This window comes from Pseudomonas sp. PDM10 (assembly GCF_014852295.1).
Taxonomy (GTDB): domain Bacteria; phylum Pseudomonadota; class Gammaproteobacteria; order Pseudomonadales; family Pseudomonadaceae; genus Aquipseudomonas.
Genome location: NZ_JACVBJ010000002.1, coordinates 448,413 through 473,379, shown reverse-complemented (window position 1 = coordinate 473,379; position 24,967 = coordinate 448,413). Strand labels below are relative to the sequence as shown.

At 60.7% G+C, this 24,967-nt stretch carries 24 protein-coding genes; 9 read left to right on the top strand and 15 right to left on the bottom strand.

Annotated features, from left to right (window positions below; translation table 11 throughout):
* Positions 1 to 13: 13 nt before the first annotated feature.
* From IB252_RS08730 to IB252_RS08710, 5 genes are all read right to left on the bottom strand, one after another.
* Positions 14 to 1,072, bottom strand: coding sequence for an Ldh family oxidoreductase (locus IB252_RS08730; RefSeq protein WP_192408214.1), 1,059 nt, complete (start codon positions 1,070 to 1,072; stop codon positions 14 to 16).
* 16 nt (positions 1,073 to 1,088) lie between these two features.
* Positions 1,089 to 2,669: an aldehyde dehydrogenase (NADP(+)) gene (locus tag IB252_RS08725; RefSeq protein WP_192408213.1), complete on the bottom strand. Its 1,581-nt coding sequence runs from the start codon at positions 2,667 to 2,669 to the stop codon at positions 1,089 to 1,091.
* 36 nt (positions 2,670 to 2,705) lie between these two features.
* Positions 2,706 to 4,253, bottom strand: coding sequence for a UxaA family hydrolase (locus IB252_RS08720; protein ID WP_192408212.1), 1,548 nt, complete (start codon positions 4,251 to 4,253; stop codon positions 2,706 to 2,708).
* Positions 4,254 to 4,417: 164 nt separating this feature from the next.
* Positions 4,418 to 5,380, bottom strand: coding sequence for a LysR family transcriptional regulator (locus IB252_RS08715; protein WP_192408211.1), 963 nt, complete (start codon positions 5,378 to 5,380; stop codon positions 4,418 to 4,420).
* Position 5,381: 1 nt separating this feature from the next.
* Entirely contained in the window at positions 5,382 to 6,329 is a 948-nt protein-coding gene (locus IB252_RS08710; RefSeq protein ID WP_192408210.1) for a LysR family transcriptional regulator, read from the bottom strand.
* Positions 6,330 to 6,430: 101 nt separating this feature from the next.
* Here IB252_RS08710 and IB252_RS08705 point away from each other — a divergent pair, with 101 nt between their 5' ends.
* Positions 6,431 to 7,747, top strand: coding sequence for an L-fuconate dehydratase (locus IB252_RS08705; RefSeq protein ID WP_192408209.1), 1,317 nt, complete (start codon positions 6,431 to 6,433; stop codon positions 7,745 to 7,747).
* Between the two features lie 95 nt (positions 7,748 to 7,842).
* Here the strand turns inward: IB252_RS08705 and IB252_RS08700 are convergent, their stop codons facing one another.
* From IB252_RS08700 to IB252_RS08675, 6 genes are all read right to left on the bottom strand, one after another.
* Positions 7,843 to 9,174 (bottom strand): dicarboxylate/amino acid:cation symporter, encoded by a 1,332-nt coding sequence (locus IB252_RS08700; RefSeq protein WP_225607350.1) that lies wholly within the window; start codon positions 9,172 to 9,174, stop codon positions 7,843 to 7,845.
* A gap of 88 nt (positions 9,175 to 9,262) precedes the next feature.
* Positions 9,263 to 9,646, bottom strand: a complete 384-nt coding sequence (locus IB252_RS08695; RefSeq protein WP_192408579.1) for a VOC family protein — start codon at positions 9,644 to 9,646, stop codon at positions 9,263 to 9,265.
* Between the two features lie 166 nt (positions 9,647 to 9,812).
* Entirely contained in the window at positions 9,813 to 10,754 is a 942-nt protein-coding gene (locus IB252_RS08690) for a D-2-hydroxyacid dehydrogenase (RefSeq protein WP_192408208.1), read from the bottom strand.
* The gene (locus IB252_RS08685) at positions 10,751 to 11,146 is read right to left on the bottom strand and encodes a VOC family protein (protein ID WP_192408207.1); all 396 of its coding nucleotides are present in this window, start codon (positions 11,144 to 11,146) and stop codon (positions 10,751 to 10,753) included. Before IB252_RS08685 ends, IB252_RS08690 begins: the two co-directional genes overlap by 4 nt.
* Complete coding sequence (locus IB252_RS08680; RefSeq protein ID WP_192408206.1) at positions 11,143 to 12,111, bottom strand: hydroxymethylglutaryl-CoA lyase; 969 nt, start codon at positions 12,109 to 12,111, stop codon at positions 11,143 to 11,145. Before IB252_RS08680 ends, IB252_RS08685 begins: the two co-directional genes overlap by 4 nt.
* A 14-nt stretch (positions 12,112 to 12,125) precedes the next feature.
* A complete protein-coding gene (locus IB252_RS08675) occupies positions 12,126 to 13,316 on the bottom strand; it encodes a CaiB/BaiF CoA transferase family protein (RefSeq protein WP_192408205.1) in 1,191 nt (396 codons plus the stop codon).
* A 117-nt stretch (positions 13,317 to 13,433) separates the two neighbouring features.
* Here IB252_RS08675 and IB252_RS08670 point away from each other — a divergent pair, with 117 nt between their 5' ends.
* Positions 13,434 to 14,336 carry a LysR family transcriptional regulator gene (locus IB252_RS08670; protein WP_192408204.1) on the top strand — a complete coding sequence of 301 codons (903 nt, stop codon included), beginning with the start codon at positions 13,434 to 13,436 and terminating at the stop codon, positions 14,334 to 14,336.
* 27 nt (positions 14,337 to 14,363) lie between these two features.
* On the opposite strand, the gene IB252_RS08665 is transcribed toward IB252_RS08670, so the two are convergent.
* The gene (locus IB252_RS08665) at positions 14,364 to 15,473 is read right to left on the bottom strand and encodes an MFS transporter (protein ID WP_192408577.1); all 1,110 of its coding nucleotides are present in this window, start codon (positions 15,471 to 15,473) and stop codon (positions 14,364 to 14,366) included.
* 111 nt (positions 15,474 to 15,584) lie between these two features.
* Positions 15,585 to 16,526 (bottom strand): LysR substrate-binding domain-containing protein, encoded by a 942-nt coding sequence (locus IB252_RS08660; protein ID WP_192408575.1) that lies wholly within the window; start codon positions 16,524 to 16,526, stop codon positions 15,585 to 15,587.
* 488 nt (positions 16,527 to 17,014) lie between these two features.
* Here IB252_RS08660 and IB252_RS08655 point away from each other — a divergent pair, with 488 nt between their 5' ends.
* Entirely contained in the window at positions 17,015 to 18,391 is a 1,377-nt protein-coding gene (locus IB252_RS08655; RefSeq protein ID WP_192408203.1) for an MFS family transporter, read from the top strand.
* 92 nt (positions 18,392 to 18,483) lie between these two features.
* On the opposite strand, the gene IB252_RS08650 is transcribed toward IB252_RS08655, so the two are convergent.
* Positions 18,484 to 19,302: an alpha/beta fold hydrolase gene (locus tag IB252_RS08650; RefSeq protein WP_192408202.1), complete on the bottom strand. Its 819-nt coding sequence runs from the start codon at positions 19,300 to 19,302 to the stop codon at positions 18,484 to 18,486.
* A 157-nt stretch (positions 19,303 to 19,459) separates the two neighbouring features.
* Positions 19,460 to 20,353 (bottom strand): LysR family transcriptional regulator, encoded by an 894-nt coding sequence (locus IB252_RS08645; protein WP_192408201.1) that lies wholly within the window; start codon positions 20,351 to 20,353, stop codon positions 19,460 to 19,462.
* A 105-nt stretch (positions 20,354 to 20,458) separates the two neighbouring features.
* Between IB252_RS08645 and IB252_RS08640 the strand changes: the two genes are divergently transcribed.
* The 6 genes from IB252_RS08640 to IB252_RS08615 all read left to right on the top strand — a co-directional run bounded on the left by IB252_RS08640 (position 20,459) and on the right by IB252_RS08615 (position 24,932).
* Positions 20,459 to 21,124, top strand: a complete 666-nt coding sequence (locus tag IB252_RS08640) for an RraA family protein (protein WP_192408199.1) — start codon at positions 20,459 to 20,461, stop codon at positions 21,122 to 21,124.
* Positions 21,124 to 21,786, top strand: coding sequence for an RraA family protein (locus IB252_RS08635; protein WP_192408197.1), 663 nt, complete (start codon positions 21,124 to 21,126; stop codon positions 21,784 to 21,786). Before IB252_RS08640 ends, IB252_RS08635 begins: the two co-directional genes overlap by 1 nt.
* Positions 21,786 to 22,424 (top strand): RraA family protein, encoded by a 639-nt coding sequence (locus tag IB252_RS08630; RefSeq protein WP_192408195.1) that lies wholly within the window; start codon positions 21,786 to 21,788, stop codon positions 22,422 to 22,424. Before IB252_RS08635 ends, IB252_RS08630 begins: the two co-directional genes overlap by 1 nt.
* Positions 22,421 to 23,635, top strand: a complete 1,215-nt coding sequence (locus IB252_RS08625) for a pyridoxal phosphate-dependent aminotransferase (protein ID WP_192408194.1) — start codon at positions 22,421 to 22,423, stop codon at positions 23,633 to 23,635. Before IB252_RS08630 ends, IB252_RS08625 begins: the two co-directional genes overlap by 4 nt.
* Before the next feature lie 173 nt (positions 23,636 to 23,808).
* Complete coding sequence (locus IB252_RS08620) at positions 23,809 to 24,348, top strand: thiamine pyrophosphate-binding protein (RefSeq protein WP_192408192.1); 540 nt, start codon at positions 23,809 to 23,811, stop codon at positions 24,346 to 24,348.
* Complete coding sequence (locus tag IB252_RS08615; protein WP_008146637.1) at positions 24,336 to 24,932, top strand: thiamine pyrophosphate-dependent enzyme; 597 nt, start codon at positions 24,336 to 24,338, stop codon at positions 24,930 to 24,932. Before IB252_RS08620 ends, IB252_RS08615 begins: the two co-directional genes overlap by 13 nt.
* The last annotated feature ends 35 nt before the right edge of the window (positions 24,933 to 24,967 follow it).

Sequence of the window (24,967 nt, the reverse complement as noted above, 5' to 3'; positions counted from 1 at the left end):
TTGTCGTTGTCAGTCATTGAAAAAGTGCTGGCAGCTGCAACTGCCCGGCGATCTGGTTGAGGTCATCGACCACCTTCTGCGACAGGCTCACGCCTTCGCGCAGGGCTTGCTCACGCAGCTTCAGGCCTGCCTGGCCAGGCAGGCGCACCGGGCGCTCGGGGTCTACCGGACGGCTGGCCAGGATCAATTTGCTCAGGAACGAACTTTCGTCGGTAAAGGCTTCCAGCCCGCCGAAGAAACGCGGGTCAATCACCACGGCTGTGGCCGAAGCCCCCCACTGGTCCGGAGCGTCCTTGCGCCCGTGGCCGGCCAACCCCGAGGTCAGGGCTTCGACCAGAATCGCCAGAGCAAAACCTTTGTGGCCGAAGGCCTGGCCGCCCAGAGGCAGGATGCTGCCTGGCGGGGTGGTGAAGAAGTCGGCAGGGTTGTCGCTCAGGCGGCCCTCATTGCTCATCAACACCGGGTGAGGCAGTGTGCTGCCGGCATCGCGGCACTGGCCGATCAGGCCCAGGGTTACGGTGGACATGCTGACATCCAGCAGGATCGGCTCACCCCGGGTCGGAATGCCTGCGGCAATCGGGTTGGGCGTGTAGATCGGATCGATCCCGCCATGGGCACACACCAGTCCCACCGACGGATCCGAGGAATACACCATCGCCACCAGGCCACGGTCAGTGAACGGCTTCAGGTAAGCGGCCAGGCAACCGATGTGCGAGGCACGACGCACCACGGCGATACCTATGCCCTGCTCCGTGGCGCCTTTGGCCGCGCAGTCCAGGGCGCGGCTGACACAATAAGGGCCGAGTACATAGTGGCCATCGAACAGAGCCGAAATGCCGCTATCCGAGACCTGCTCAAGCACCTGCGCACTGGCCTTGACCTGCCCTGACAGCATGCCGTTGATATAGCGGCTCACCAGGTTGAGGCCGTGGGTGCGATGGCCCAGCAGCTCACCTTCGAGCAGTATCCGGGTCACCACCTGGGCGACTTCGGTATCAGCCCCGGCTTTTTCGAACAGTTGCTCGACAAACGTCGTAAGCGTTTGTGCGTCGTAGTGTTTGGCTTCAGTCATGCTTGCTGTTCCGTCATCAATTCAAGGCGGCTGTGCTGTTCTTGCCATCGACCAGGCGCTGTATGCCCAGTGGATTGGCGTTCTTCAAGGCATCGGGCAGCAACGCATCGGGCACGTTCTGGTAGCACACCGGACGCAGGAAGCGATCGATGGCCAGCGTACCGACCGAGGTGCCGCGGGCATCGGAAGTGGCCGGGTACGGGCCGCCGTGGACCATCGCATCGCACACCTCGACACCGGTCGGGTAGCCGTTAAGCAGCACTCGACCGACCTTCACTTCCAAGGCACCGAACAGTTGACCAAAGGCGGCCAGGTCATCGTTGTCGGCCAGCAGCGTGGCTGTGAGCTGACCACGCAAGGCGCCGACGGCGCGTAACAATTCAGCCTCGTCCGCCAACTGGACGACCACTGTGCAAGGGCCGAAGACCTCTTCCTGCAGCAGCTCATCCTGTTCCAGCAACAGGCTGATATCGGCCTCGAACAGCTGCGGCTGCGCCTGGTTGCCCGTTTGCGCGAGGCCGCTCAAGTGTTTGATGCCCGGGTGAGCAAGCAACGCCTGCAAGCCTTTGCCGTAGCTATTCAATGTGCCGGTATTGAGCATGGTCTGTGGCGCCTGCTCGGCCATGTGCCCGGTCAAGCGCTCAATGAAAGTACTGAACGCCGGTGAGCGAATCCCCAGCACCAGACCCGGATTGGTGCAGAACTGGCCACAGCCCTGCACCACCGAGGCCGTCAGTTCCTTTGCCATCTGCGCGCCGCGGTTGACCAGGGCCTGTGGCAAGACCAGCACCGGGTTGATGCTCGACATCTCGGCAAACACCGGGATCGGTTGCGGCCGAGCGGCCGCCATATCGCACAGGGCACGGCCGCCCTTCAGCGAGCCGGTAAAGCCGACCGCCTGGATGCCCGGATGCTTGACCAGCGCTTCACCGACGCCAGCACCGAAGATCATGTTGAACACGCCGTCCGGCATGTCGGTACGCTCCGCGGCGCGGATCAGCGCTTCGGCGACCCGCTCGGCCGTAGCCATGTGGCCGCTATGAGCCTTGAACACCACCGGACAACCGGCCGCCAGGGCTGCGGCGGTATCACCACCTGCCGTGGAGAACGCCAGAGGGAAGTTGCTGGCACCGAACACCGCCACCGGGCCTACACCGATGCGGTACTGTCGCAAGTCAGTGCGTGGCAAGGGCGTGCGTGCCGGCAGAGCCTGATCGATGCGTGCACCATAGAAATCGCCACGGCGCAGCACCTGGGCAAACAGGCGCATCTGGCCACTGGTACGACCGCGCTCACCCTGAATACGGGCGCTCGGCAGCGCCGTTTCCTGGCAGGTCAATGCGATGAAATCCTCGCCCAAGCCGTCGAGCTCGTCGGCGATGGCTTCAAGAAATTCCGCTCGGCGTACCGCGGGCAGATTGCGAAACAGCGGGAATGCCGCGCTCGCAGCTGCCACCGCCGTATCGACCTCCGCCAGGGTTGCCTGATGGAAAGCGCCTGGCAGTCGTTCGCCGGTGTGGGCGTCGGCGCTGTAGACCAGGGTGTCGCCCAGCGCACTGCGCTGGCCGGCAATAAAGTTGTATCCGGAAACTTGCATGTACTTTTCGCCTCGTGAAGGTTGCAGGGCCGTCAATCAGGTCACGGCACCGATCTGCCAGGGCACGAACTCGTTCTGCCCATAACCGTGTTGTTCGCTCTTGCTGCGCTCGCCGGAAGCGATGCGCAGCATCTGTTCGAAGATGAAGGCGCCACGTTCTTCAATGCTGGTGGAACCGTCGGCAATGCCGCCGCAGTTCACGTCCATGTCTTCTTCCTGGTGCTCGAACACCCGGTTGTTGGTCGCCAGCTTGATCGAAGGTGTGGGCGCGCAGCCGTAGGCCGAACCCCGGCCCGTGGTGAAGGCAATCAGGTTGGCGCCGCCGGCGACTTGCCCAGTGGCCGAGACCGGGTCGTAGCCTGGGGTGTCCATGAACACCAGGCCCTTGGCCCGGACCGCTTCGCCGTACAGGTACACATCCACCAGGTTGCTGGAGCCGGCCTTGGCCACCGCACCAAGGGATTTCTCCAGGATGGTGGTCAGGCCACCGGCCTTGTTGCCGGCCGAGGGATTGTTGTTCAGCTCGGCGTTCATCCGCTGGCAGTAGTCTTCCCACCAGTGGATGCGCGCGATGAGTTTTTCCCCCACCTCGCGGCTCACGGCGCGGCGCGTCAGCAAATGCTCGGCGCCATAAATTTCCGGGGTTTCCGAGAGAATCGCGGTGCCACCCGCCGCCACCAGGCGGTCAACGGCATTGCCCAGTGCAGGGTTTGCGGTGATGCCCGAGTACCCGTCCGAGCCACCGCATTGCAGGCCGACGATCAAGTGGCGAGCGCTGACCGGTTCGCGCTGCACCTGGTTAGCCTTGGGCAGCAATGCCTTTATCTGCTCGATGCCACTGGCGATGGTTTTCGAAGTGCCGCCGATGCCTTGGATGGTGAAAGCGCGCAACTGGTCGCTGGCCTTCAGCCCCTGAGTCTCGAGCAGGCTCTCGATCTGGTTGGTTTCACAGCCCAGGCCGATGATCAGCACTGCCGCAAAGTTAGGGTGAACGGCGTAGCCACCGAGCGTGCGGCGCAACAAACCTAAAGCCTCACCGCTGGGGTCCACTGCGCACCCGGCGCCGTGGGTCAGCGCCACCACGCCGTCGATGTTCGGGAAATCAGCCAGCGCCTCGGGGTGGATATCCCGGCGAAAGTAATCGGCCACGGCCCGGGCCACAGTCGCCGAGCAGTTCACCGAAGTGAGAATGCCGACGTAGTTGCGAGTCGCGACGCGGCCATCGGCACGTACGATGCCCTGGAAAACGGCTTCGGTGCCTGGCGTGGCGTGGGCATCGACGCCGAAGGCGTAGTCACGGGCAAAGTCGCCCATCTCCACGTTATGCACATGCACGTGGTCGCCGGCTTCGATGGGCTGCGAAGCAAAACCGATGATTTGCCCATAACGGCGCAGCGGCTGGCCCTGCTCCACGCGTTGGCTAGCGACTTTGTGCCCGGAGGGAATCGGCTGGCGCACGGTGATTGCTTCGGCTTCCAGGATCAAGCCTTCAGGCAGGGCCTGGCGTGCAATCAGAACGTTATCCAGAGGGTTGAGGCGGATCACGGCAGCGTCGCTGGTCCGGGTTCTGGCAATCAGTTGCATGGGACCTCTCAGGGCAGTACGGCAGTCTTCTTGTTATGGCGTCGCCCTTTCTGTGAAGGGCGAATCTGCGATAACTGTATGGACCTTGCCTGAACATTCCCAATGAGATGATCCGATCAATCGATAACCTGGCGTTATCGAATTGTCTTATTGACCGTCGTTAATCAATCAGTCGCCCCCTCCTCCTCCCGTCGTTGGCGCGCGAATTCGAGAAGGATGTCGGCGAACTCACGGGCCGACCCCGTCAGCGGCTCGTCCTTGCGGGTGATGATGCCGTACTCCAGTGGCGCCAGGCGCAGTGGGGTCTGCAGCTCTTTGAGCTGACCGCTTTCCAGCTGCGCGGCCACCATGGATCTGGGCAGCATGGCGATCATGGGCCCCGATTGCAGCAGTTGCAGGAACATCTGCATGGAGATGGTATCGACGCTGTCTGCCGGCGATGCGAGGCCAGCGGCCTTGAACGCCAACTCCAGACGATCGCGAATGGGCGTACCGACCGGGTACAGCACCCACGGCCACTGGCCCAGCGCTTCAAGCGGTGTACAGTCCAGTTCGTTAAGCGGATGACGGCTGTTGACCACCAGGCTGAAGGGCTCAGGCTCCAATGGGTGGAAGTCAAAGACCTGGCTGTAACGCTCTTCGGTGAAGCGGCCGATCATCAGGTCGAGCTTGTTTTGCTCAAGCATGGTAAGCAGGTGATCGCTGGACTGCTCCACCACTTCGATCGACAGCAAAGGGCTGCGCGCCTTGATAGCGGCGATGGCCTGGGGCAGCACCATCGAGGTTGCCGCAAAAATCCCGCCCACCTTGAGAAAGCCATGGCCGCCTTTGCGCAGGCGGTTGACCTGGTCGACGAACTTGTGTGAATCGGCCAGTGCACCTTGGGCGTAGCGCACTACGTGCTCGCCAAGCTCCGTCGGCGGCATGCTGCGTGGCAGGCGCTGGAACAGGGCAAAGCCGAACTGCTCCTCCAGATCACGCAGCATTTTGCTCAAGGCTGGCTGGCTGAGGTTCATCCGTATGGCGGTGGCGTGCATGTTGCGCGTGCGCGCCAGAGTGTCGATCAACACCAGGTGCTTGAAGCGCACCCAGTTGCAAAAGCTGGAATGGGTAATGTCCGACGGCATGCTATTGCTCCCTGAAATACTCGAGCAGTCTATTGAGCGCCACCGACCTTGGCCGGGAACGCAAGGTCAGCAGGCCGATATTGACCATGGAGATCGGTAGCTCGACCGGTAAGATAGCGACCATGCCATAGCGCGCATAATGCTCGGCGACGTCATTGGGCACCACCGCGATCATGTCCGAAGCCTCCAGCATTGCGGTGGTCGCCAGGATCGAAGCGGTCTCAACAATGTCCAGCGACTGCACCAAACCGCCGGCCTGCAGGGCGGTTTCCACTCGACGGCGCATGGGGCTGCCGATGGGGTGAAGGATCCAGGTCAATGTGATCAAGTCGGCCAACTGCAATGGCGAGGAACCCGCCAATGGGTGACCCATCCGGGCGATCACGCGCATTTGCTCACCGTTGTCGAACAGCTCGATGTCCAGGTCCTGACTGTCGCTCTGGTCCGGCAGGCGCCCCAGCACCACATCGAAATCGCCGCGCAGCAAGGCCGGCAGCAAGGTGTCGCTGGTGCCCACCTCAATGGAAATCCGCACCTTCGGGTGATCGCGCTTGTACGCCAGCACCGCTTTGGTCAGCAGCCGGGGCACCGGCCCCATCACGCTGCCGACGCGCACCCGTCCCATGGCCCCGCGCTCCAGTTCCGCGATCTGCGCCTGGGCCTGCTCGAACTCATGCAGCGCGCCTTGGGCGTACCGGATCATCACCTCGCCATAAAGGGTCGGTTGCATACCGCGGGGCATTCGTTCGAACAGGCGCACGCCAAGGCGCTCTTCCAGTTGCTGCAACAGCAAGCTGGCAGCCGGTTGCGTGGTGTGCATCGCGGTGGCTGCCCGCCGCAGGTTGCCGAACTCACCCAGTGCATTGAGCAAGGTGATCTGCCGGCTGGAAATTTTCAGGGCGCCGAGGCTACGCGGTGTGGTCGTGGTGGTGTCTGGACCTGCCGACATATCAAATCCGGTATCACTAGTTAGGAAACCGTGATTATGCACATATCGCTTGACGACCTACAGTCGAGTCTCCAACTGGTCATCGAGCACAAGAGCCCACCATGAGCATTCAAATCACCCATCTGAGCGTTCGCGACATCCGGTTCCCCACTTCCCTGTCGCTGGACGGATCTGATGCGATGAATAGCGCGCCGGATTACTCCGCGGCCTACGTCGTGCTGCACACCAACGCCCCTAGCGGCCTTGAAGGGCACGGCCTGACGTTCACCATCGGCCGTGGCAACGAGATCTGTGTGGCGGCCGTGCAGTCCCTGGCACCGATGGTGGTCGGCCTGACCCTGGAAGAGATCGTTGCCGACATGGGCGCCTTCTGGCACAACATCACCGTGGGCGACAGCCAATTGCGCTGGCTGGGCCCGGAAAAAGGCGTGATCCACCTGGCCACCGCGGCCATCGTTAACGCCGTCTGGGACCTATGGGCCAAACACGAAGGCAAGCCCGTGTGGAAGCTGTTGGCCGACATGACGCCGGAACAACTGGTGCGCTGCCTGGACTTCAGCTACGTCACCGACGTGCTCACCCCCGAGGAAGCCATCGCCCTGCTGCGTCGCCAGGCGTCGGGCAAAGCCCAGCGCGAAGCGCAGATGCTGCGTGAAGGCTACCCCGGCTACACCACCGCGCCGGGCTGGCTTGGCTACAGTGAAGAAAAAATGCGCCAATTGGCCCGAGCAGCGGTCGAGGATGGCTGGACCCACATCAAGCAAAAAATCGGCGCCAACCTGGAAGACGACATCCGCCGCGCCACAATTCTGCGCGAAGAAATCGGCTGGGAACGCAGCCTGATGATGGACGCCAACCAGGTCTGGGGCGTCGATGAGTCGGTCGCCAATATGCGCCGCCTGGCGGCTTTCGAACCCCTGTGGATCGAAGAGCCGACCAGCCCCGACGACATACTCGGCCATGCAACCATCCGCCAGCGCATCGCACCGATCGGCGTCGCCACCGGCGAGCATTGCCACAACCGGGTGATGTTCAAGCAAATGTTCCAGGCCGGCGCACTGGACTTCTGCCAGTTGGACGCAGCGCGCTTGGGTGGTCTCAACGAGGTATTGATCGTGCTGCTGATGGCCGCCAAGTTCAACGTGCCGGTCTGCCCCCATGGCGGTGGTGTCGGTTTGTGCGAGTACGTGCAGAACATCGCCCTGTTCGACTACATCGCCGTCTCGGCCTCGCTGCACAACCGCGTACTCGAATACGTCGACCACCTGCACGAGCATTTCCTTGACCCCGTTGTGATCCGCCGCGGCCGCTACATCCCGCCCCTGCGCCCGGGCTATAGCATCGAAATGACTGCTGAAACCCTGGAGCTTTACCAGTACCCCAACGGCCAAGTGTGGATCGATATCGCCCGTACCTGATCGCCAGGCCGCGGCAACCGGCAAAGTATTAGAAACCCAAAACCACTCAGCTTTCGTGGACTGAGTGGTCTTGGGGCTGTCTTGCGACAACTCGTTCAGGGCTGCGTTTCTAACTCACGGGCACACCCCTTGTGCAATTCGGCCGCGAGCTTCTCCTCGTCCAGTGCCCCTTCCCACTTGGCAATGAACAGCGTGGCGACACCGTTGCCGATGACATTGATCAACGCCCCCCCTTCGGAAATGAACCGGTAGACCCCAAGTACCAACACCAGCCCCGCCGCCGGAATCACATCCAGGCTGCCGAGAGTGGCCGCGAGGGTAATGAATGCACCGCCGGTGACACTGGCCGCCCCCTTCGAGGTCAGCAACAGAATCAACAACAAGGTGACCTGGTGCCACAGGTCAAGCGGGATATCCAGCGCCTGGGCGATGAAAATCGCCAGTACCGTCATGTTGATGCAGCTGCCATCGAGGTTGAAGCAGTAACCCGAAGGCACCACCAGTCCCACCACCGATTTTTCGCACCCCAGGCGCTCAAGCTTGCCCATCAACCGAGGCAACGCCGACTCCGAAGACGAGGTACCCAGCACCAGAAACAGCTCATCGCGGATGTACTTGAGAAACTGCCACAGGCTGAAACCCGCCAGGCGCGCGACCAGATTGAGAATCACGAACACAAAAAACAGCGCCGTGACGTAGTAGCAAATCAGCAAGTTGCCATACGCCCCCAGGGAACCGACGCCGTACTTGCCGATGGTAAAGGCCATGCCGCCGAAGGCCCCGAGCGGAGAGACATACATCACGATCTTGACCATGCGGAAGAACGCTTGGGCCACCAGGTCGATCAGGTTCAGCAGTGGTTTGCCGGCGGCGCCGAGCATCTGCAAGGCGAAGGCAAACAGGATGGAAATGAACAGCACCTGGAGGATATCGCCCTCGGCAAAGGCGCCAAACACGGTACTGGGCACGATATGGGTGAGGAAACCCACCACACTCTGTTCATGGGCCAGCTTGCTGTAGCTGTCGATGGCATGGCCGTCGAGGGTCGCCGGATTGATGTGCATGCCCGTACCCGGCTGCATCAGGTTGACCCCGATCAGCCCGATCACCAGCGCCAGGGTGGTCAGCACTTCGAAGTACAGCAGCGACTTGAAGCCGACCCGGCCGATGCGTTTGAGGCTCTGCATACTGGCAATGCCACTGACCACGGTGCAGAAGATAATCGGGGCAATCAGCATCTTGATCAGCTTGATGAACGTGTCGCCCAGCGGCTTCATTTCTTCGCCGAGGCTGGGGTAGAAATGACCGAAGATGATGCCCAGCACAATCGCCAGCAGCACCTGCACATACAGGTGGCGGAACACGCGGCGCAGTCGTGAATGGCTCGGTGGTTTTTCGGCAATCGAGGGTGTAATTGTTGTTGTCATGATGGCTTCCTCGCAGGCGTGATGCATTTCCCCGGGCAGCTGACGGTGCATGACCGATCGCCTGGGAAAGAGTGTTTCGGGGGGATGGTTACTTCTGGACGTACTCGGAAATCTCGATCAGGTTGAGATCGGGATCACGCAGGTACACCGAGCGAATCGGTCCCCTGGCCCCGGTCCGAGCTACCGGGCCGTCGACCAGAGGCCAGTTCACCGCTTTGAGGTGGGCGATGACCTGATCCAGTGGCACGCTGGCAATAACGCACAGGTCCAGGGAACCCGGCACCGGCAGGTGGGCCTTGGGTTCGATTTCATGACCGCGCACATGCATGTTGATTTTCTGGTTGCCGAACGTGAAGGCCACCCGGCCTTCGCCAAACTGCTCCAGGTGCATGCCCATCACTTCGGTGTAGAAATGAATGGTCGCTTGCGGGTCAGAAGCGGTCACGACGATGTGGTCGACGTGATCAATCATCCCCGCCACCGGCGCGCCTGGCGGTGCGATGGCCGCGGCCACGGCAGGCGTTAACTGCAACAATGCGCCCAGGGACAGCGCGGCAATGAACAACGAGACAAGCTGACGGACCGGTGTGATTGTTATTGTTTTCATAAGTGGACCTTCTTGTTAGGTGGTGAAGCCTTTACGACACGAGGTTGATCAGGTTCCCCGAGTGGTAGCCCTGCAGGTTGCCAAGGATGCCGTCGGCCAGCCGTTGCAGGCTGCTCTGGCTGGCCCAGGCCACATGGGGAGTGACGATCAGGTTGGCATGGCGGCTGTTGAGCAAGGGGTGGTCGGCCGGAGGTGGTTCCTGGCACAGCACATCGAGAGCCGCGCCACCGAGGCGGCCGCTGTCCAGTGCATCGAGCACTGCGGTCTCATCTACCAACGGTCCGCGAGCCGTATTGATCAGTAAGGCGCCGGGTTTCATCTGTGCCAGTTCCGGCGCTCCGATCAGGTGTCGGGTGTGCTCGGTCAGCGGACAGTGCAGAGAAATCACATCGCTTTGCGCCAGCACCGTTTCAAAAGACTGGTAACCCTTGCGCACCGGGACCACGCCACGGTGTTCGGCAAACAGCAATTGCATGCCCAGGGCGCTCGCCAGACGCGCAGTGGCCAAGCCAATGCCGCCCCGGCCGATGATGCCCAGCACGCTGCCTTGAACATCCTGGATCGGCGCGCGATGCACGCAAAAATGTCGCGAACCCGGCCAGTCCCGCAGCGCGGCAGCCTGATAGACGAACAACTGTCGACGCAGGGCGAAGATCGACGCGATCACCGACTCGGCGACGCTTTGCGCCGAGTACGCCGGGACGTTACACACCGTCACGGCAAAATCGCGGCAGGCCGCCAGGTCTATGCAGTCGTAACCGGTGGCCGCGACGCAGATGAATCGCAGGTTCGGCAATTGCTCAAGTTCAGCCCGGCCAATGCGTACCTTGTTGGTGATCACGGCATCGGCATCCCGGGCGGCGTCCACCACTTGGTCCGGCGTCGTGTCGGGGCGGTCCTGCCAGTCCGTGACCCAGGCCGGGCGAGCAATGCTCACGGGCAGGCTGTCGCTGTCGAGAAACACTACTTTCATGCTGCACGCTCCGGCTGGACGGGTTCGGAAATCTCGATCAGGTTCAGGTCCGGATCACGCACATACACCGAACGGATCGGCCCGGCGGCACCGGTGCGCAACACCGGGCCTTCGATGATTGGCCAGTCGACACGGGCCAGGTGGGCAATCACTTGATCCAGAGGGATCGAGGCGATAAAGCACAGGTCCAGCGCTCCCGGCACCGGCAAGTGCGCCTTGGGCTCGAACTCGTGGCCACGCACGTGCAAGTTGATTTTCTGTTGACCGAAAGCGAATGCCTTGCGCCCACCGGCGAAGGTTTGTACCTGCACGCCCATGACGCGCACGTAAAAGTCCTCGGCAGCAACGGGGTCGATGGTGGTCAGCACCAGGTGGTCGAGATGATCGATCATGGGTGCAGCTCCGGGGTGCGGGCCGACGGCACCTGTTTTTCCAGGCTGGCGACATGGGCGGGTATCGGGTGCAGGTCCAGGCGTTTACCGGCCTTGAGGATCTGGCTGGGAATCTCGTGGCCGATCAGACCCGGCAACTGCGCGGCGACTGCCAGCACCCGATCCAGATCAACCCCGGTGTTGAAACCCATCAGCTGCAGCATGTGCAACAGGTCTTCGGTGCACACATTGCCGCTGGCCCCCGGCGCATAAGGGCAACCGCCCAGGCCGCCGAGGGACGAATCGAAACGATCGACCCCGGCCTCGATGGCCGCCAGCGCATTGGCCAGGGCCATGCCACGGGTATTGTGAAAATGCAGGGTCAGTTGCAGCGCCGGAAAACGTTCACGGACGGCCCGGGACAGCGCCTCGACCTGACTCGGGTACGCCATGCCCGTGGTGTCACACAAGGTCACGCCGCGAGCACCCAGGTCGGCAAAACGCTCGACCCAGTGCAACACCTCCCCCACCGGCACATCGCCCTGCATCGGGCAGCCGAACACCGTCGACAACGACACATTGATCGCCACCGGCCCCTGACCGATGACACTGACCACTTCGCTGAGCTGGGCAAACGACTGCTCGCGACTCATGCGCAGATTGGAGCGGTTATGCGGTTCGCTGACCGACATCACCAGGTTGGCTTCGTCGATGTTGCACGCCAGCGCCCGTTCGGCGCCGCGCACATTGGGCACCAGCACGGTGTATTCCACCGCCGGATTGCGGCGGATACCCTGCATCACCGCTTCAGCATCGCGCAGCGCGGTAATGGCTTTGGGCGAGGTGAACGAGGTGACCTCGATCTTGGCGAAACCACACTGACTGAGGGCGTCGATCATGGCGATCTTGTCGACGGTTTCGATAAACCGCGCTTCATTCTGGAAGCCGTCACGGGTGGCGACTTCCTGCAAGAAAAGACGTTGCATATTCATTCTCCGGTTCAAATGATGCCGCGTTGGCGCCAGTCGGCTTGCTGTGCCGCGTCGATGCCGAGCTCGCCAAGAATCTCGGCGGTGTGCTGGCCCAGAGACGGCGCCGAGCGCGTCACGCTGCCAGGCGTGGTGCCGAGCTTGGGAACGATGCCGGGCAAGGTCACCGGTGTGCCGTCATCCAGCTGACTGTCGAGCAACATGTCGCGCGCCCGATAATGCGGGTCCTGGGCAATGTCGGCGGCGTTGTAAATCCTGCCGGCCGGAATGCGCGCCTCGGTCAGGATCGACAAGACTTCGTCGAGGCTCAGTTGTGCGGTCCATTCGGAGATCGCAGCATCGATTCGCTCGACCTGCAGCACTCGGCCGTGGTTCTGCGCAAGATCGGGATCGACTCCCAGATCACGGCGACCAATCACTTCCATCAGGCGCTGATAGATGCTGTCGCCATTGCCGGCAATCAAGGCAAAACCACCGTCACGGCAGCGATAGGCATTGGTCGGGGCGATACCCGGCAAACTGCTGCCGGCGGGCTCACGAACGGCGTTGAACACCGAGTATTCGGGCAACAGGCTTTCCATCATGTTGAACACCGACTCGTACAGCGCCACGTCGATCTGCTGGCCGTCACCGCCGTTTTGCTCGCGATGACGCAGGGCAAGCAAAATGCCGATCACACCGTGCAAGGCAGACAGCGAGTCGCCAATGGAAACGCCAACCCTGACCGGCGTGCGCCCGGGCTCGCCGGAAAGATGCCGCAGCCCGCCCATTGCTTCACCGATCACGCCAAATCCGGGGCGATCACGGTAAGGCCCGGTCTGCCCGTAACCGGAGACCCGCAGCATGATCAGTTTCGGATTCAGGGCGTGCAGTGTGTCCCAACCCAGCCCCCAGCTTTCAAGGGTGCCTGGGCGAAAGTTCTCGATCAGCACATCCGCATCGGCCAGCAACTGGCGCGCGACCTGTTGGGCTTCACGCTGGCGCAGATCGAGGGTCAGCGAGCGTTTGTTGCGAGATTGCGCAGCCCACCAGACGGAAGTACCGTCATGCAGCAGGCGCCATTTGCGCAATGGGTCACCGGTGATCGGAGGCTCGATCTTGATCACGTCGGCGCCAAACTCACCGAGCATTTTCGCCGCAAATGGCCCGGCAATCAGTTGACCGAGCTCCACGACCTTGACACCTTGCAGAGGTAACCTCATGACGTTTCCCGTTCTTGTTGAGTACTTGTGGCATGGATAATCGACACAAACCGGGCAGATGAAAATTTCATATTTCGCCACTACTCTTTCCAGAATGGAAAACCTTGGATCCCTTTGATGATTAACCCCCTGCATTTCGATCTGCTGTCATTGCGCTTGCTGATCTTCGCTGCCGAATCCGGCAACCTGACCCGTGCCGCGGAAAAGGCCAACATGACGGTCTCGGCGGCCAGCAAACGTCTGGCCGAGCTGGAACGAACCACCCAGTGCCCACTGTTCGTGCGCCTGCCGAGGGGGCTCGAACTGACAGCAGCGGGACAAGGCATCGTTGAACATGCCAGATCGATTCTCGAAGGCGTGAACCGGATGGCGTGCGACGCCAGTGATTACGCGGTCGGTGTGCGCGGGCATGTGCGGTTGTTCGCCAACACGTCCGCCGTCGTCCAGTTCCTGCCGGATGACCTGGCGTCGTTCCTGCGGGCAAACCCGAATGTGCGTATCGGACTGGAAGAAGCGCTCAGCGAACCGATTATTCAAGCCGTGGAAAACGGGCGTGCCGACATCGGCATTTTTGCCGATAACGTACCGGCCGAGGGTCTGTACAAACTGCCCTACCGTGATGACCGACTCGTGCTACTTGTGCCGGTCGGCCATGAACTGGCCAATGAGCGCAGCGTGTCCTTCACGGATACGCTTGGCTTCGATTATGTGGGGCTCAACCAAGGCAGCTCATTGCTGCGCAGAATCAGCGATGCAGCCGTGAGTGCGGGCAAGATCCTCAAGGTGCGGATTCAGGTCAGCAGCTTCGACGGCATCTGTCGCATGATCGAAGCAGGCTTGGGTATCGGAATTTTGCCGTTGTCATCAGTACGTGCCGAACTGCTCGGTACCCGCCTGATGGCGGTCGCCTTGAGCGATGACTGGGCTCATCGCACCTTGTTCGTGGGGGTCAGCAGCCAGACGCAACTGGCGCCGGAAGCGGCCAAGTTGTTTGAGTATCTGAGCAGCGTGCATAACTGACCCTGTCGCTGGTTCAGCGCTGTTTTTTCACACCACCCGAATGAGAAAAAACACCAACAGCACATTCAATACGGCCAGCGACGTCAGGCCCGTCAGCACACCGCCAGCGCCCCAGGTCTGCAACAGGTAACCACCTGCGAGGGGGGTCAAGGCCTGGCCAATGAGCGAAGGCCGAGCCATGCGCCCCATCAGCAAAACATAATGGGAGGGCGACATCAGGGCCAGTGGCAGCAGACCTCGAACAATCGCTCGTAAACCATTACCCGCGCCGTAGATCACCAGACCCAGCGCAGTCATTGCCGGCGCGATGGTCACCAGCAACAGACCGATAGCCACAAATACCACGGAGATCAACGTCGTCCAGATCGGATGTCGCTTTCGCGAAAACACTTGCAGAACGCGCGAACCTACCTGGCTCGGCCCCAGCAAGGCGCTCAGTCCGATGGCGGCTGCAAGCGAGTAGCCCTGCCCCTGCAGCAATGAAATCAGCTGGACCGACATCGCCGTCATGATCACTGCACCCAATGCAAAAATCAGCGTGAGCAACAGGTAGATCCGCCGGTCGATCGAGAGGTTTTCATCACCCATGGCATGGCTTGTTGCGAGTGGCACCGCGCCCCGCGCCAGCACCCAGAGATAAAGCGGTGCCACGGCAATGACCAACAACACCCCATAAGCCACGCACGTCGTGCGCCAGCCAACGTGTTCAATGACCAGCGCAACCGCAGGCCATGACAGTGTTGTCGCAAACCCTGAAATAAGCGTGATCCCGGTAATCGTACTGCCCGCCCGCTCCCCGTACAGAGAACCTAAAGCGGCAAATAGTGCTTCATACAGCCCCAGCGCCATACCGACGCCAATCACTGCCCAAGACAAAAGAAACATCGGCAACGAGGTCGAACTCGCCATCAGAAACAACCCGATGGCGACGCCCAGGCCGCTACTGGCCAGGATGGGGCGGCCGCCGTAGCGGGCGATAAGCCGGCTGGTCAATGGCGCCAGCATCGCGGAAACCAGAATGCTCAGCGACAGCGCGCCATACACCCATTGGCTGGCCCAACCGGTCTCTCTCATGATCGGATCGGCCATGACGGCCATGAGGAAGAACGAACCTCCCCAGACCAGAACTTGCAGCATTCCCAATATAAAAATGCCGAATACGCCAGGCAGTCGCGTTTGATGGTTCAAAGCAGTGTCATCAGTGGTGAGAAGCTATTACACGGAGGGGCTAACAAGTTGGCCGAAAATTCAAAGCATGTGCCCGGCCCAAATCTTGCGACTGACCAGGTCGGCAGCAATCTCGATGAAGGCATCCCCGACAAATTTGGCGGCCGGACTGACACGTCTGTCGGCAGGAAAGACCTGAACCAGTTTGCGCATGGGAATGGGGTCAACCAACGGGGCTGCACTGAGCACACCAGCTTCGATTTGCGTGTAAATCGATGCCAAAGGCAAAGCGGTCAAGCCGAACCCATTGCAGACCAAGGCGATCATCGCGCCGAAGGAGTCCGCTTCAACGCTGGTCTTGAGCTTGATCCCGACTTCTCGCGCGCAATCATCCAGAATCACGCGAAGGCTATGTCGAGCGCTCGGCAACACCAATGGCTGCTCAGCCAAAGACTCGAACGACACCGGTGTATCAAGACGCAGGTTGGCACTGGCAGGACCGACCAGCAGAAGGTTTTCCATCATCACCGGTACGATACGCAGCGTATGCAAGGGTTGCGGATCGTAAGAAATCGCCAGTTCCAATTCGCCACGCTGGACCCAATCCAACAGATAGCCGCTGAAGGCCGAGGAAAACCTAACGGCGAGATTCGGATGCGCTTCTTTGATCTTGCGTACCAACGGTACAGTGACAATTTCCGCTACCGTCGGCGTCGTACCGATGACGACCGTTCCCCGAAAAGAGGACTTTCCGCCCACCACAGAACTTCGAATGGACTCCATTTCTTCCATGATGCGGGTGGCATGCGCCAGCACTTCGCGGCCGGCATCGGTAATCTCCATGCCTCGACCATGTCGATCAAACAGGTAGGTGCCGAGCTCTTTTTCCAACAATCGAATTTGCCGGCTAAGTGCCGGTTGTGCGATGTGAAGCCGGTCGGAGGCCTTGCTGAGACTGCCGAGTTCGGCCACATGAATCAGGGTTTTGAGTTGAACGACATCCATTACCAGGCCAGTCAGCATCGGGCTCGGCGCGATATGCGTCGAAAGTGCTGTGAGTGTAATCGCATTTTCGAACCCTGGAGTGCCCCGCAAACCGTGTGTCGCGAGGTCTCAAGGCTTTCGAGCCGGCTGTATCCCCCGGCCCGTCGGGGCTGCATGCCAAGCTATAAAATTTAGGTATATCAGTTAGGCCTGCCTGACGGCTTATTACCCACCTGACTCTGCGGTAGCGTGCAATCAACGTCGGCGCCAAAGAGCGCTCGACTCACTACAAGAATAAGATTCGAGGGCTTATGCCATGAGTTACTACCTTTCTCGCTACCCGACCGACCTACCTTACACAGCCAATGAACAGCTGACCTCTCGTATACATCCCCCCTCTTCATGTGCCTTGGTCGTCAAAGGCTCACAACAACTGCGTTAAGCACATCAACCCATCGAGCTAGCAACGTCGGACACGCATCAGCGTGCGCCTCGTATCGTCTCGCCTTGAAAAAAGGGTGAACAACATGTCCGCATCAACCAGCGACTCAACCATCCACACCGCCAAGACCGATCCGGTGAAAAGTCCGAATCGAGTCAGAGCCATCATGGGGGCCTGCTCGGGCAATCTGGTGGAGTGGTACGACTTTTTCATTTACGCCTATACCGCCATCTACTTTGCAGCTTCGTTTTTCCCCAAAGGCGACACCACCAGTCAGCTGCTCGCAACCGCCGGTGTCTTCGCCGTCGGCTTTTTCATGCGTCCGCTCGGTGGCTGGATTTTCGGCTGGATTGCCGACACTCGTGGCCGCAAGGTTTCGATGATTATCTCGGTGTTCATGATGTGCGCCGGCTCCCTGCTGATTGCCGTCATGCCGACCTATGAAACCATCGGTGTGGCTGCACCGGTTTTGCTCGTCGTCGCCAGACTCATTCAGGGCTTATCGGTAGGAGCAGAGTACGGCACCGGCGCCACCTACATCAGTGAAATCGCGACACCTGGGCGTCGCTGTTTTTATGGTTCCTTTCAGTACTTCACCATCATTGCCGGTCAGCTCATGGCGTTGATGACCGTGGTCATTCTCCAGCAAACCCTGACCGGCGAAGAATTGCGCGAATGGGGCTGGAGAATCCCGTTCTTCATCGGCGCACTGAGCTCGATCGTGGTGGTGTATCTGCGCCGCGCCATGCATGAAACCGCCACCAAGAAAGACATGAACCGCAAAGACGCCGGCTCGCTACGCGGCATGTTCAAGCACAAACGGGCGGTCGCGCTGGTGGTGGCGTTCACCATCGGTGGTTCTTTGTACTTCTACACCTTCACCACCTATATGCAGAAGTTCCTGGTGATCTCCGCAGGCTTCAGTCCTGAAACGGTCAGCTTCATCATGACGGCAGCCCTGGTCGGCTTCATGTTCTGCCAACCGCTCTTTGGTTTGCTCGCCGACCGTATCGGGATCAAGACACACATGCTGATGTTTTCCGGATTGGCCATGCTGCTGGTGATCCCCCTGCTCTATTCGCTGCAGTCGGTCAGCAATCCGTTTACGGCGTTCCTGCTGGTGTTTGGTGGCCTGGCTATTGCGTCGCTCTACACCCCGGTTGCCGGGATCGTCAAAGCCGAGCTGTTCCCGCCTGCGGTGCGTGCTCTGGGCGTGGGCTTTCCGTACGCCGTCGGCAATGCGGCATTCGGCGGAACCGCTGAGTACGTGGCTTTGTCACTCCGGTCCCAAGGCATTGAGGAGTATTTCTTCTTCTATGTCGCAGCCGTAGTGACCATCACTTTCATCGCTGCCATGCTGATGCCGAACCTGTCGCGCTACGGGTACATCAGCGGTTCCGGCGAGATCGAAGAACGCACCGGTTTGAAGGGTTGCGCAAAGTCGCACGCGGCGAGCGTTTGAAACACTGACGATTACAGCAGGTAATTGAAAAGGGCTCATGAGATCCATGGGCCCTTTTTTGCAAGCGCAGGAAGCCCTCAGCACGACCAGACTCACCCGGTAAGGCTGCTCGCCTGGAAATCGGCGATCTGTTGCCACATCGCGATGGGGTTGGAATACATCGGGAAATGCCCGCAATCAGGAATGGGGGCCAGCCGGACACCTTCGGCCTGGATATGCGGCAGATAGGACAGTGACGCGTTCTGCTCGCCGTACATGAACATTCGTGGGCACTTCAACCCGAGGAATTTGCCCATCAGATCGGCATTATCGGAAAGGTCGACCATCGACTGGAAAATCCCCCGCACCGCACCGGCACGCACCTTGTGCCGCAAGCTCGCGGAATAAAGCGCACTGGCGTAGGCCGGGGCGTGCCGGGCACGCTCGATGAAAGCCGCGAAAAACGCCTCGGGATCGTTGCTCGGATAGTCGACGATCTGCCGGCTGAGGAAGCAGTCTTCCGGGGCGATATTGCCCTCGATATCGACGAAGCTGAGCACTCGGCCCGGAAACTGATGGGCCAGCATCAATGCGGTCAGCCCACCCATGGAGTGGCCGACCAGATGGAAGCGTTCAATGCCAAAATGCGCCAGCACTTGAAGCGCCGTTTGCAGCAGAAAGGGAATCGATAGCCTGGACAGATCACTGCACTGGCTTTCACCGCAACCCGGTGCGTCGTAAGCAACAAAAGGGTGACCGGCGAATGCGGACTGCTGCACGATGTCGGCATAGTCTTCTTTGGTCGAACCAAAACCATGCAGGAACACAATCGGCGCCAGGACGCCGTCGCGATGGAGGGCGGCCACGTTCAGTTGGACACCCTCCACCGTCAGGGGGAGTTGCACGTGAGTGAACGTTTCTGGTGAGGGCACGTTGTTGACTCCTTGAGCGAAAAGGTTGGGCCGAGCCTGGGTCGCCGGCAGCCAGGCTCGCAATTTCAAGGGAATCGGGCCTTCTGTAAATTCCTGATTCGGTAAGGCTTACATACGCCAAACCTATCACTCGTATTCACGCAGGGCCTTGGTCGACTCACGCCCGGGATTGGAGCCGGGTGACCAGTTCCTCCACCAGCGGGTTGGGCCGATCTGCATTCCAGGCCACCGCTGTGGTCACGACATTGAGCTTCTGGCTCAGCGCTCGAAACACCACATTGTCCGGCGCCAGTTTTTTCAGCGCCGCCGGTACCAGTGCGATGCCCTGGCCGCAGCTGACAAAGGCAATTTGCGAGGCGACCGAGCGCACTTCATGCAGCACGCGCGGGGAAAAACCGCTGGCGCGGCAGGTCGCGATCAGATTGTCAAAGTAGACCGGGCTGACCTTTCTGGAAAACATCACCAAGGGTTCAGTGGCCAGGCTGGACAGGCTGATTCGCGTGCGCGCAGCCAAGGGGTGGTCGCTGGGCAAGGCCACCACCAGACGGTCCTGAGTCAGCGGCAGTGATTTGATCGAGGCCCCCAGATCACCGTCCAGCCGGGCGAAGGCCAGGTCGATGTCGCCGGCCTCCAGCGCCGGGACGGCTTCGACGCTGTCGATCTCCCGCACGGACACCGAGAGGTGCGGGTAATCACTTTTCAGTTGCTCGATCAAACCGGGCAAGACATCGAACATGGCCGTGGAAATCGCGCCAATGGTCAACATCCCCGACTGCCCCGCCACCGCCTCCTCCACGGCGAGTTCCAGACGTTCCAGTTGGTCGGCGAACTTGCGCACCGCCGGCAGAATCGCCGCCCCCACCGGAGTCAGCTTCGCACCGCGTCGCGAACGGTCAAACAGCTTCACCTTGAGCGCCTGCTCCAGCACCTGGATCTGCTCGCTCAGCGGTGGCTGGGACATGCCCAAACGCTTGGCCGCGCGGCCGAAATTCTGTTCTTCGGCAACGGCCAGGAACAACCAGAGATGACGAATCAGGCGAAAATTGATCATGATTAATCCATAGGTTTAACGTATCTAACGTATCTGTGATTCGTAATATACCTATCAAACTGCCTCGCCGACACTGGGCGCCTCCGTCACCACTGGGGCTTTCCCATGATCAATAAGAGTTTGCTGGATCGCTTGGCGGCGCTGGACACCAACACGGTTTCCGATGCGCTCGACTTCCTCGGCCTGCCGGGTGCCACCGTTGGGCTACGCCCGTTGTGGAATTGCCCGAAGATTGTCGGCCGCGCCAGCACCGTGCTGCTGGCTCCTAAAACCGACAACGTCCCCACGGTGCACCTGATTACTCCCGTGGTGGAACAGATCGACAGCGATGATCGTGTGCTGGTGATCGCCGGTGGCATCGAAGGCATCTCCTGCTGGGGCGATATCCTCGCCAATGCAGCAGCCAGCAAGAAGGTGCGCGGCACGGTAATCGACGGTTTCAGCCGCGACATCGACGGCAGCGAGTCAATTGGCTACCCGGTTTATGGCCGCGGCGTGACCATGATCAGTGCCCGCAATCGGGTGGTGCAGATCGATGCCGCCGTGACCATCAACGTGGCCGGCGTCGATGTCAGCGAGAGCGACTATGTCATCGCCGATACCTGCGGCACCGTGTTCGTGCGCTCAGCCTATATCGAGAAAGTGATCGATCTTGGCGAGCGAATTGCCCGCCGTCAGGACGGCATGGTCGAGGCTGTCCGCAGCGGCCGTTCGGTCGCCGAAGTGATGCATGACACCCAATTCGAAGCGATCCACGTGGAGCACGCCTGATGAATCTTGAAGACAAAGAACTGGTCGCCTTGTTTCAAGGCCTGGACACCCCGGGCGTCTCCGATGCGCTGGACAAACTCGGCCTGCCCGGTCAATGCCTCGGCGTGGCACCGCTGGACAATTACAGCAAAGTCATCGTGGGTCCGGCGTTCACCGTGCAGTACGTCTCGGCCAGCGTACCGCCGGGCACCGTGGGCGATTTCATCGAAGACGTTGCGCCTGGCGATGTGGTGGTGATCGACAACGGCGGCCGCACCGACTGCACGGTTTGGGGCGACATCATGACCCAGTACGCCGGCACTCGGCAGATCGCTGCCACGGTCATCGACGGTGTTTGCCGTGACGTGAACAAAGCACTGGGTGACGGCTACCCGATCTTCAGCAAGGGCCGCTTCATGCGCACCGGCAAAGACCGCGTACAGGTTCAGTCGGTCAACCAGCCGGTGTCTATCGGTACCGCCCGAGTCAGTGCCCGCGACATTGTGGTCGCTGACGCCAATGGCGTGGTGATCGTCCCCCGCGCTCGTGCGGCTGAAGTGGCGGCGTGTGCCCGTCAGATCGAATTGATCGAAGCCGACATTCGCGCCCTGATCACTCAAGGCAAAACCCTTAAAGAAGCCCGGGCCGAACTGGGTTACCACAGCCTGCAGAGGAAAGTCTGATGACCACGCTCCCGCTCCCCCTGGATGTCCACGCACGGGCAAAAGTGCTGGGCAGCTCGACGCTGTATGAAGCGTCCCATCTGCCTTGCGCGGTCGACAGTGCGATTCGCCCGATCTGGGACGGCGCCTTCATCTCCGCCCCCGCCTATCCGCTGGAATGCTCCCCCGGCGACAACCTCGCCCTGCACCTGGCGATGGAACGCGTGCCCCGTGGCAGCGTGCTGGTCGTGGGTACGGGTGGCTTCATCGCCGGTTACTGGGGCGAAGTGCTGACCGTGGCGGCCGAAGCGGCTGGCGTGGTCGGACTGGTGATCGATGGTGGCGTACGCGACATCGCTGCGCTGAAGAAACGCCAGTTCCCGGTGTTTGCTCGCGGCATCTCGGTGAAAGGTACGGTCAAGGCCAGTGCGCCTTCGGTGGGGCAACCGTTCAATTTCAACGGTGCTTTGGTCGCTCAGGGTGACTGGGTGGTGGCCGACGATGACGGTGTGATCATCATTCCCAAGGCGGATGCGGCACGAACCCTGGCCGAAGGCGAGGCGCGTGCGAGCAAGGAAGCGCAGATGATGCAGGCGTTGACCGAAGGCCGCTCGACCCTGGAACTGATGAACCTGACTGAGTGGAGAACCCGCGCATGAGCGCCGATATCCAGCGGCTGAACCAACGCCTGGCCAGCGCACAACCTTCCGCGACTTACCGAATCATGGATCGGGTTGCAGAGCGCCGGGCGCAAGGTGCGACGATTATTTCGCTGTGCGCCGGCGAACCAGATTTCGATACGCCCAAGCATGTGCGCGAAGCGGCCATTCACGCCATCGAGCACGGCCACACCCGCTACACCCAAGTCGCCGGGGTACGTTCACTGCGAGAAGCGGTGGCCGCCAAGTTCCGCCGCGAGAACGGCCTGGATGTCACCTGGCAAGACACCCTCGTCTGCAACGGAGGCAAACAGGTGATCTACAACGCCCTGGCTACGACCCTCAATGAAGGTGACGAAGTCATCGTGCCGGCGCCGTACTGGGTCAGTTACCCGGAGATGGTTCAACTGTGCGGCGGTGAAACCCGAATCGTTACCTGCGATGTGGACACCGGTTTCAAGCTGACGCCCTGGGCACTGGCCACCGCGATCACCCCGCAGACCCGTTGGTTGATCCTCAATTCGCCGTCCAACCCGACGGGTGCGGTGTACAGCCGGGATGAGCTTCAAGCCTTGGCGCAGGTGTTGTTGGCAAACCCTCACGTGTTGATTCTGGCCGATGACATCTACGAACACCTGATCTTCGATGATCAAACGTTCCATACCCTGGCCCAGGTTGAACCACGGCTGGCAGCGCGAACCCTGACCATGAACGGTGTTTCCAAGTCCTACGCCATGACCGGCTGGCGCATCGGTTTTGCCACCGGGCCACGCTGGCTGCTGGAGGCCATGGAAAAACTGCAAGGTCAGCAAACCTCTGGCGCCAGCTCAGTGTCACAACAGGCTGCGCTCGCGGCACTGGAAGGTCCCAAGGATTTCATCCATGAAAGCCGCGTCGCCTTCCAGAGTCGCCGTGATTTGATGGTGGCGCTGCTGAACGACACGCCAGGCCTTGAATGCGTCAGTCCAGCCGGAGCGTTCTATGCGTTCGCTTCCTGTGCCGGATTGATCGGTCGTACCTCACCGGGTGGCCGCGTACTGCACACCGACGAAGATGTCGCCCACGCGCTGCTCGACGAAGCGAATGTGGCCGTGGTGCATGGCAGCGCTTTTGGACTTGGTCCTTACATTCGCATTGCCTATGCCCTGGATGATGTTTCATTGCGCCGGGCTTGCGAGGCGATTCGTACGTTCTGCACCTCCCTGCGTTAATCATTTTCCCTTCCCATAATGCGTGGCTATCGCAGTTGCCCGGCATGCCACGCATTCACCTTCCTGCTATACAAAATGGGCATATCTCAAAGACAAAAACGGTAGTCGTCCTTCTCCTCCATCCCTCCCAAAATGTGTGAAAACACAAAAGCAGCACTGCTTGGGAGATTGGCATGTCAACAGAAGCTGAACGCACCGTGGGACAGGATTGGCAGGAGGACGTGTTTCGCGTGCTCAAGGCCCACGACGTCAAACACGTGGTCTTCGTACCGGATGCAGGCCATTCCGCGGCGATCCGTATGTCGTATGCAGACCCGGACATCAAGGCCGTTGTCCTCACCACCGAAGAAGAAGGCATCGGCTACCTCGCCGGCGCCTGGCTGGGCGGTGAGCGCGGCGCCCTCTTGATGCAGTCCAGCGGCGTCGGTAACTGCATCAACACCCTGGCACTTCAAAACTGTGCCGGCTTCCCACTGCTGATGGTGGTCACCATGCGCGGTGACTGGGCCGAGTTCAACGCCTGGCAAAACCCCATGGGTCAGGCCACCGAAGCCTCCCTGAACGTGATGAAGGTCATGACCTGGCGCGCGGACGTTCCTGAAGACGTCGCCCCGCTGCTGCACGGCGCTGCGACCATGGCTTTCAACGGTGATTCCGCCACTGCCCTGCTGCTCGGCCAGCGCCTGATTGGAGAAAAGAAATGGGGCAAGTAAGCGCAAACCACACCCTGTGCCGCCGCGAAGTGGTCAAGGCCTTGCTGGCCGACCGCAAAGACGTGCTGGTCGTGACCGGTCTGGGCTCGGCGTCCTACGACGTCATGGCCGCCGGTGACAACGATCTGAATTATTACCTCTGGGCCGCCATGGGCAGCGCAATCACTGTGGGCCTGGGCCTGGCCAATGCGCAGCCGGACAAGTCGGTCGTGGTGGTCACCGGTGACGGCGAGCTGCTCATGGGCTTCGGCGCGCTGGCCACGGTGGCACTGCAAAAGCCCGCCAACCTGACCATCGCTGTGCTGGATAACGGTCACTTTGGTGAAACCGGCATGCAAGTCAGCCACGCCGGTTTTGGTATTTCCCTGGACCAGGTGGCGAAGACTTGCGGCTTCAGCTGGACCGATGAAATCCGCGACATGGAAGGCGTACATGACTTGCGCGAGCGCTTTGCGACCCGCGATGGCGTCAAGCTCGCGACGATCAAGATCAAAGCAGAAAACCCGCCACGGGTGCTGCCACCGCGCGATGGTCACTACGTCAAGAATCGCTTTCGTGCCGCCTTGGGTTTCAACCCGATCTGATTGCTCTTTGCCCGGACCCGGTCACGCAGGGCAGA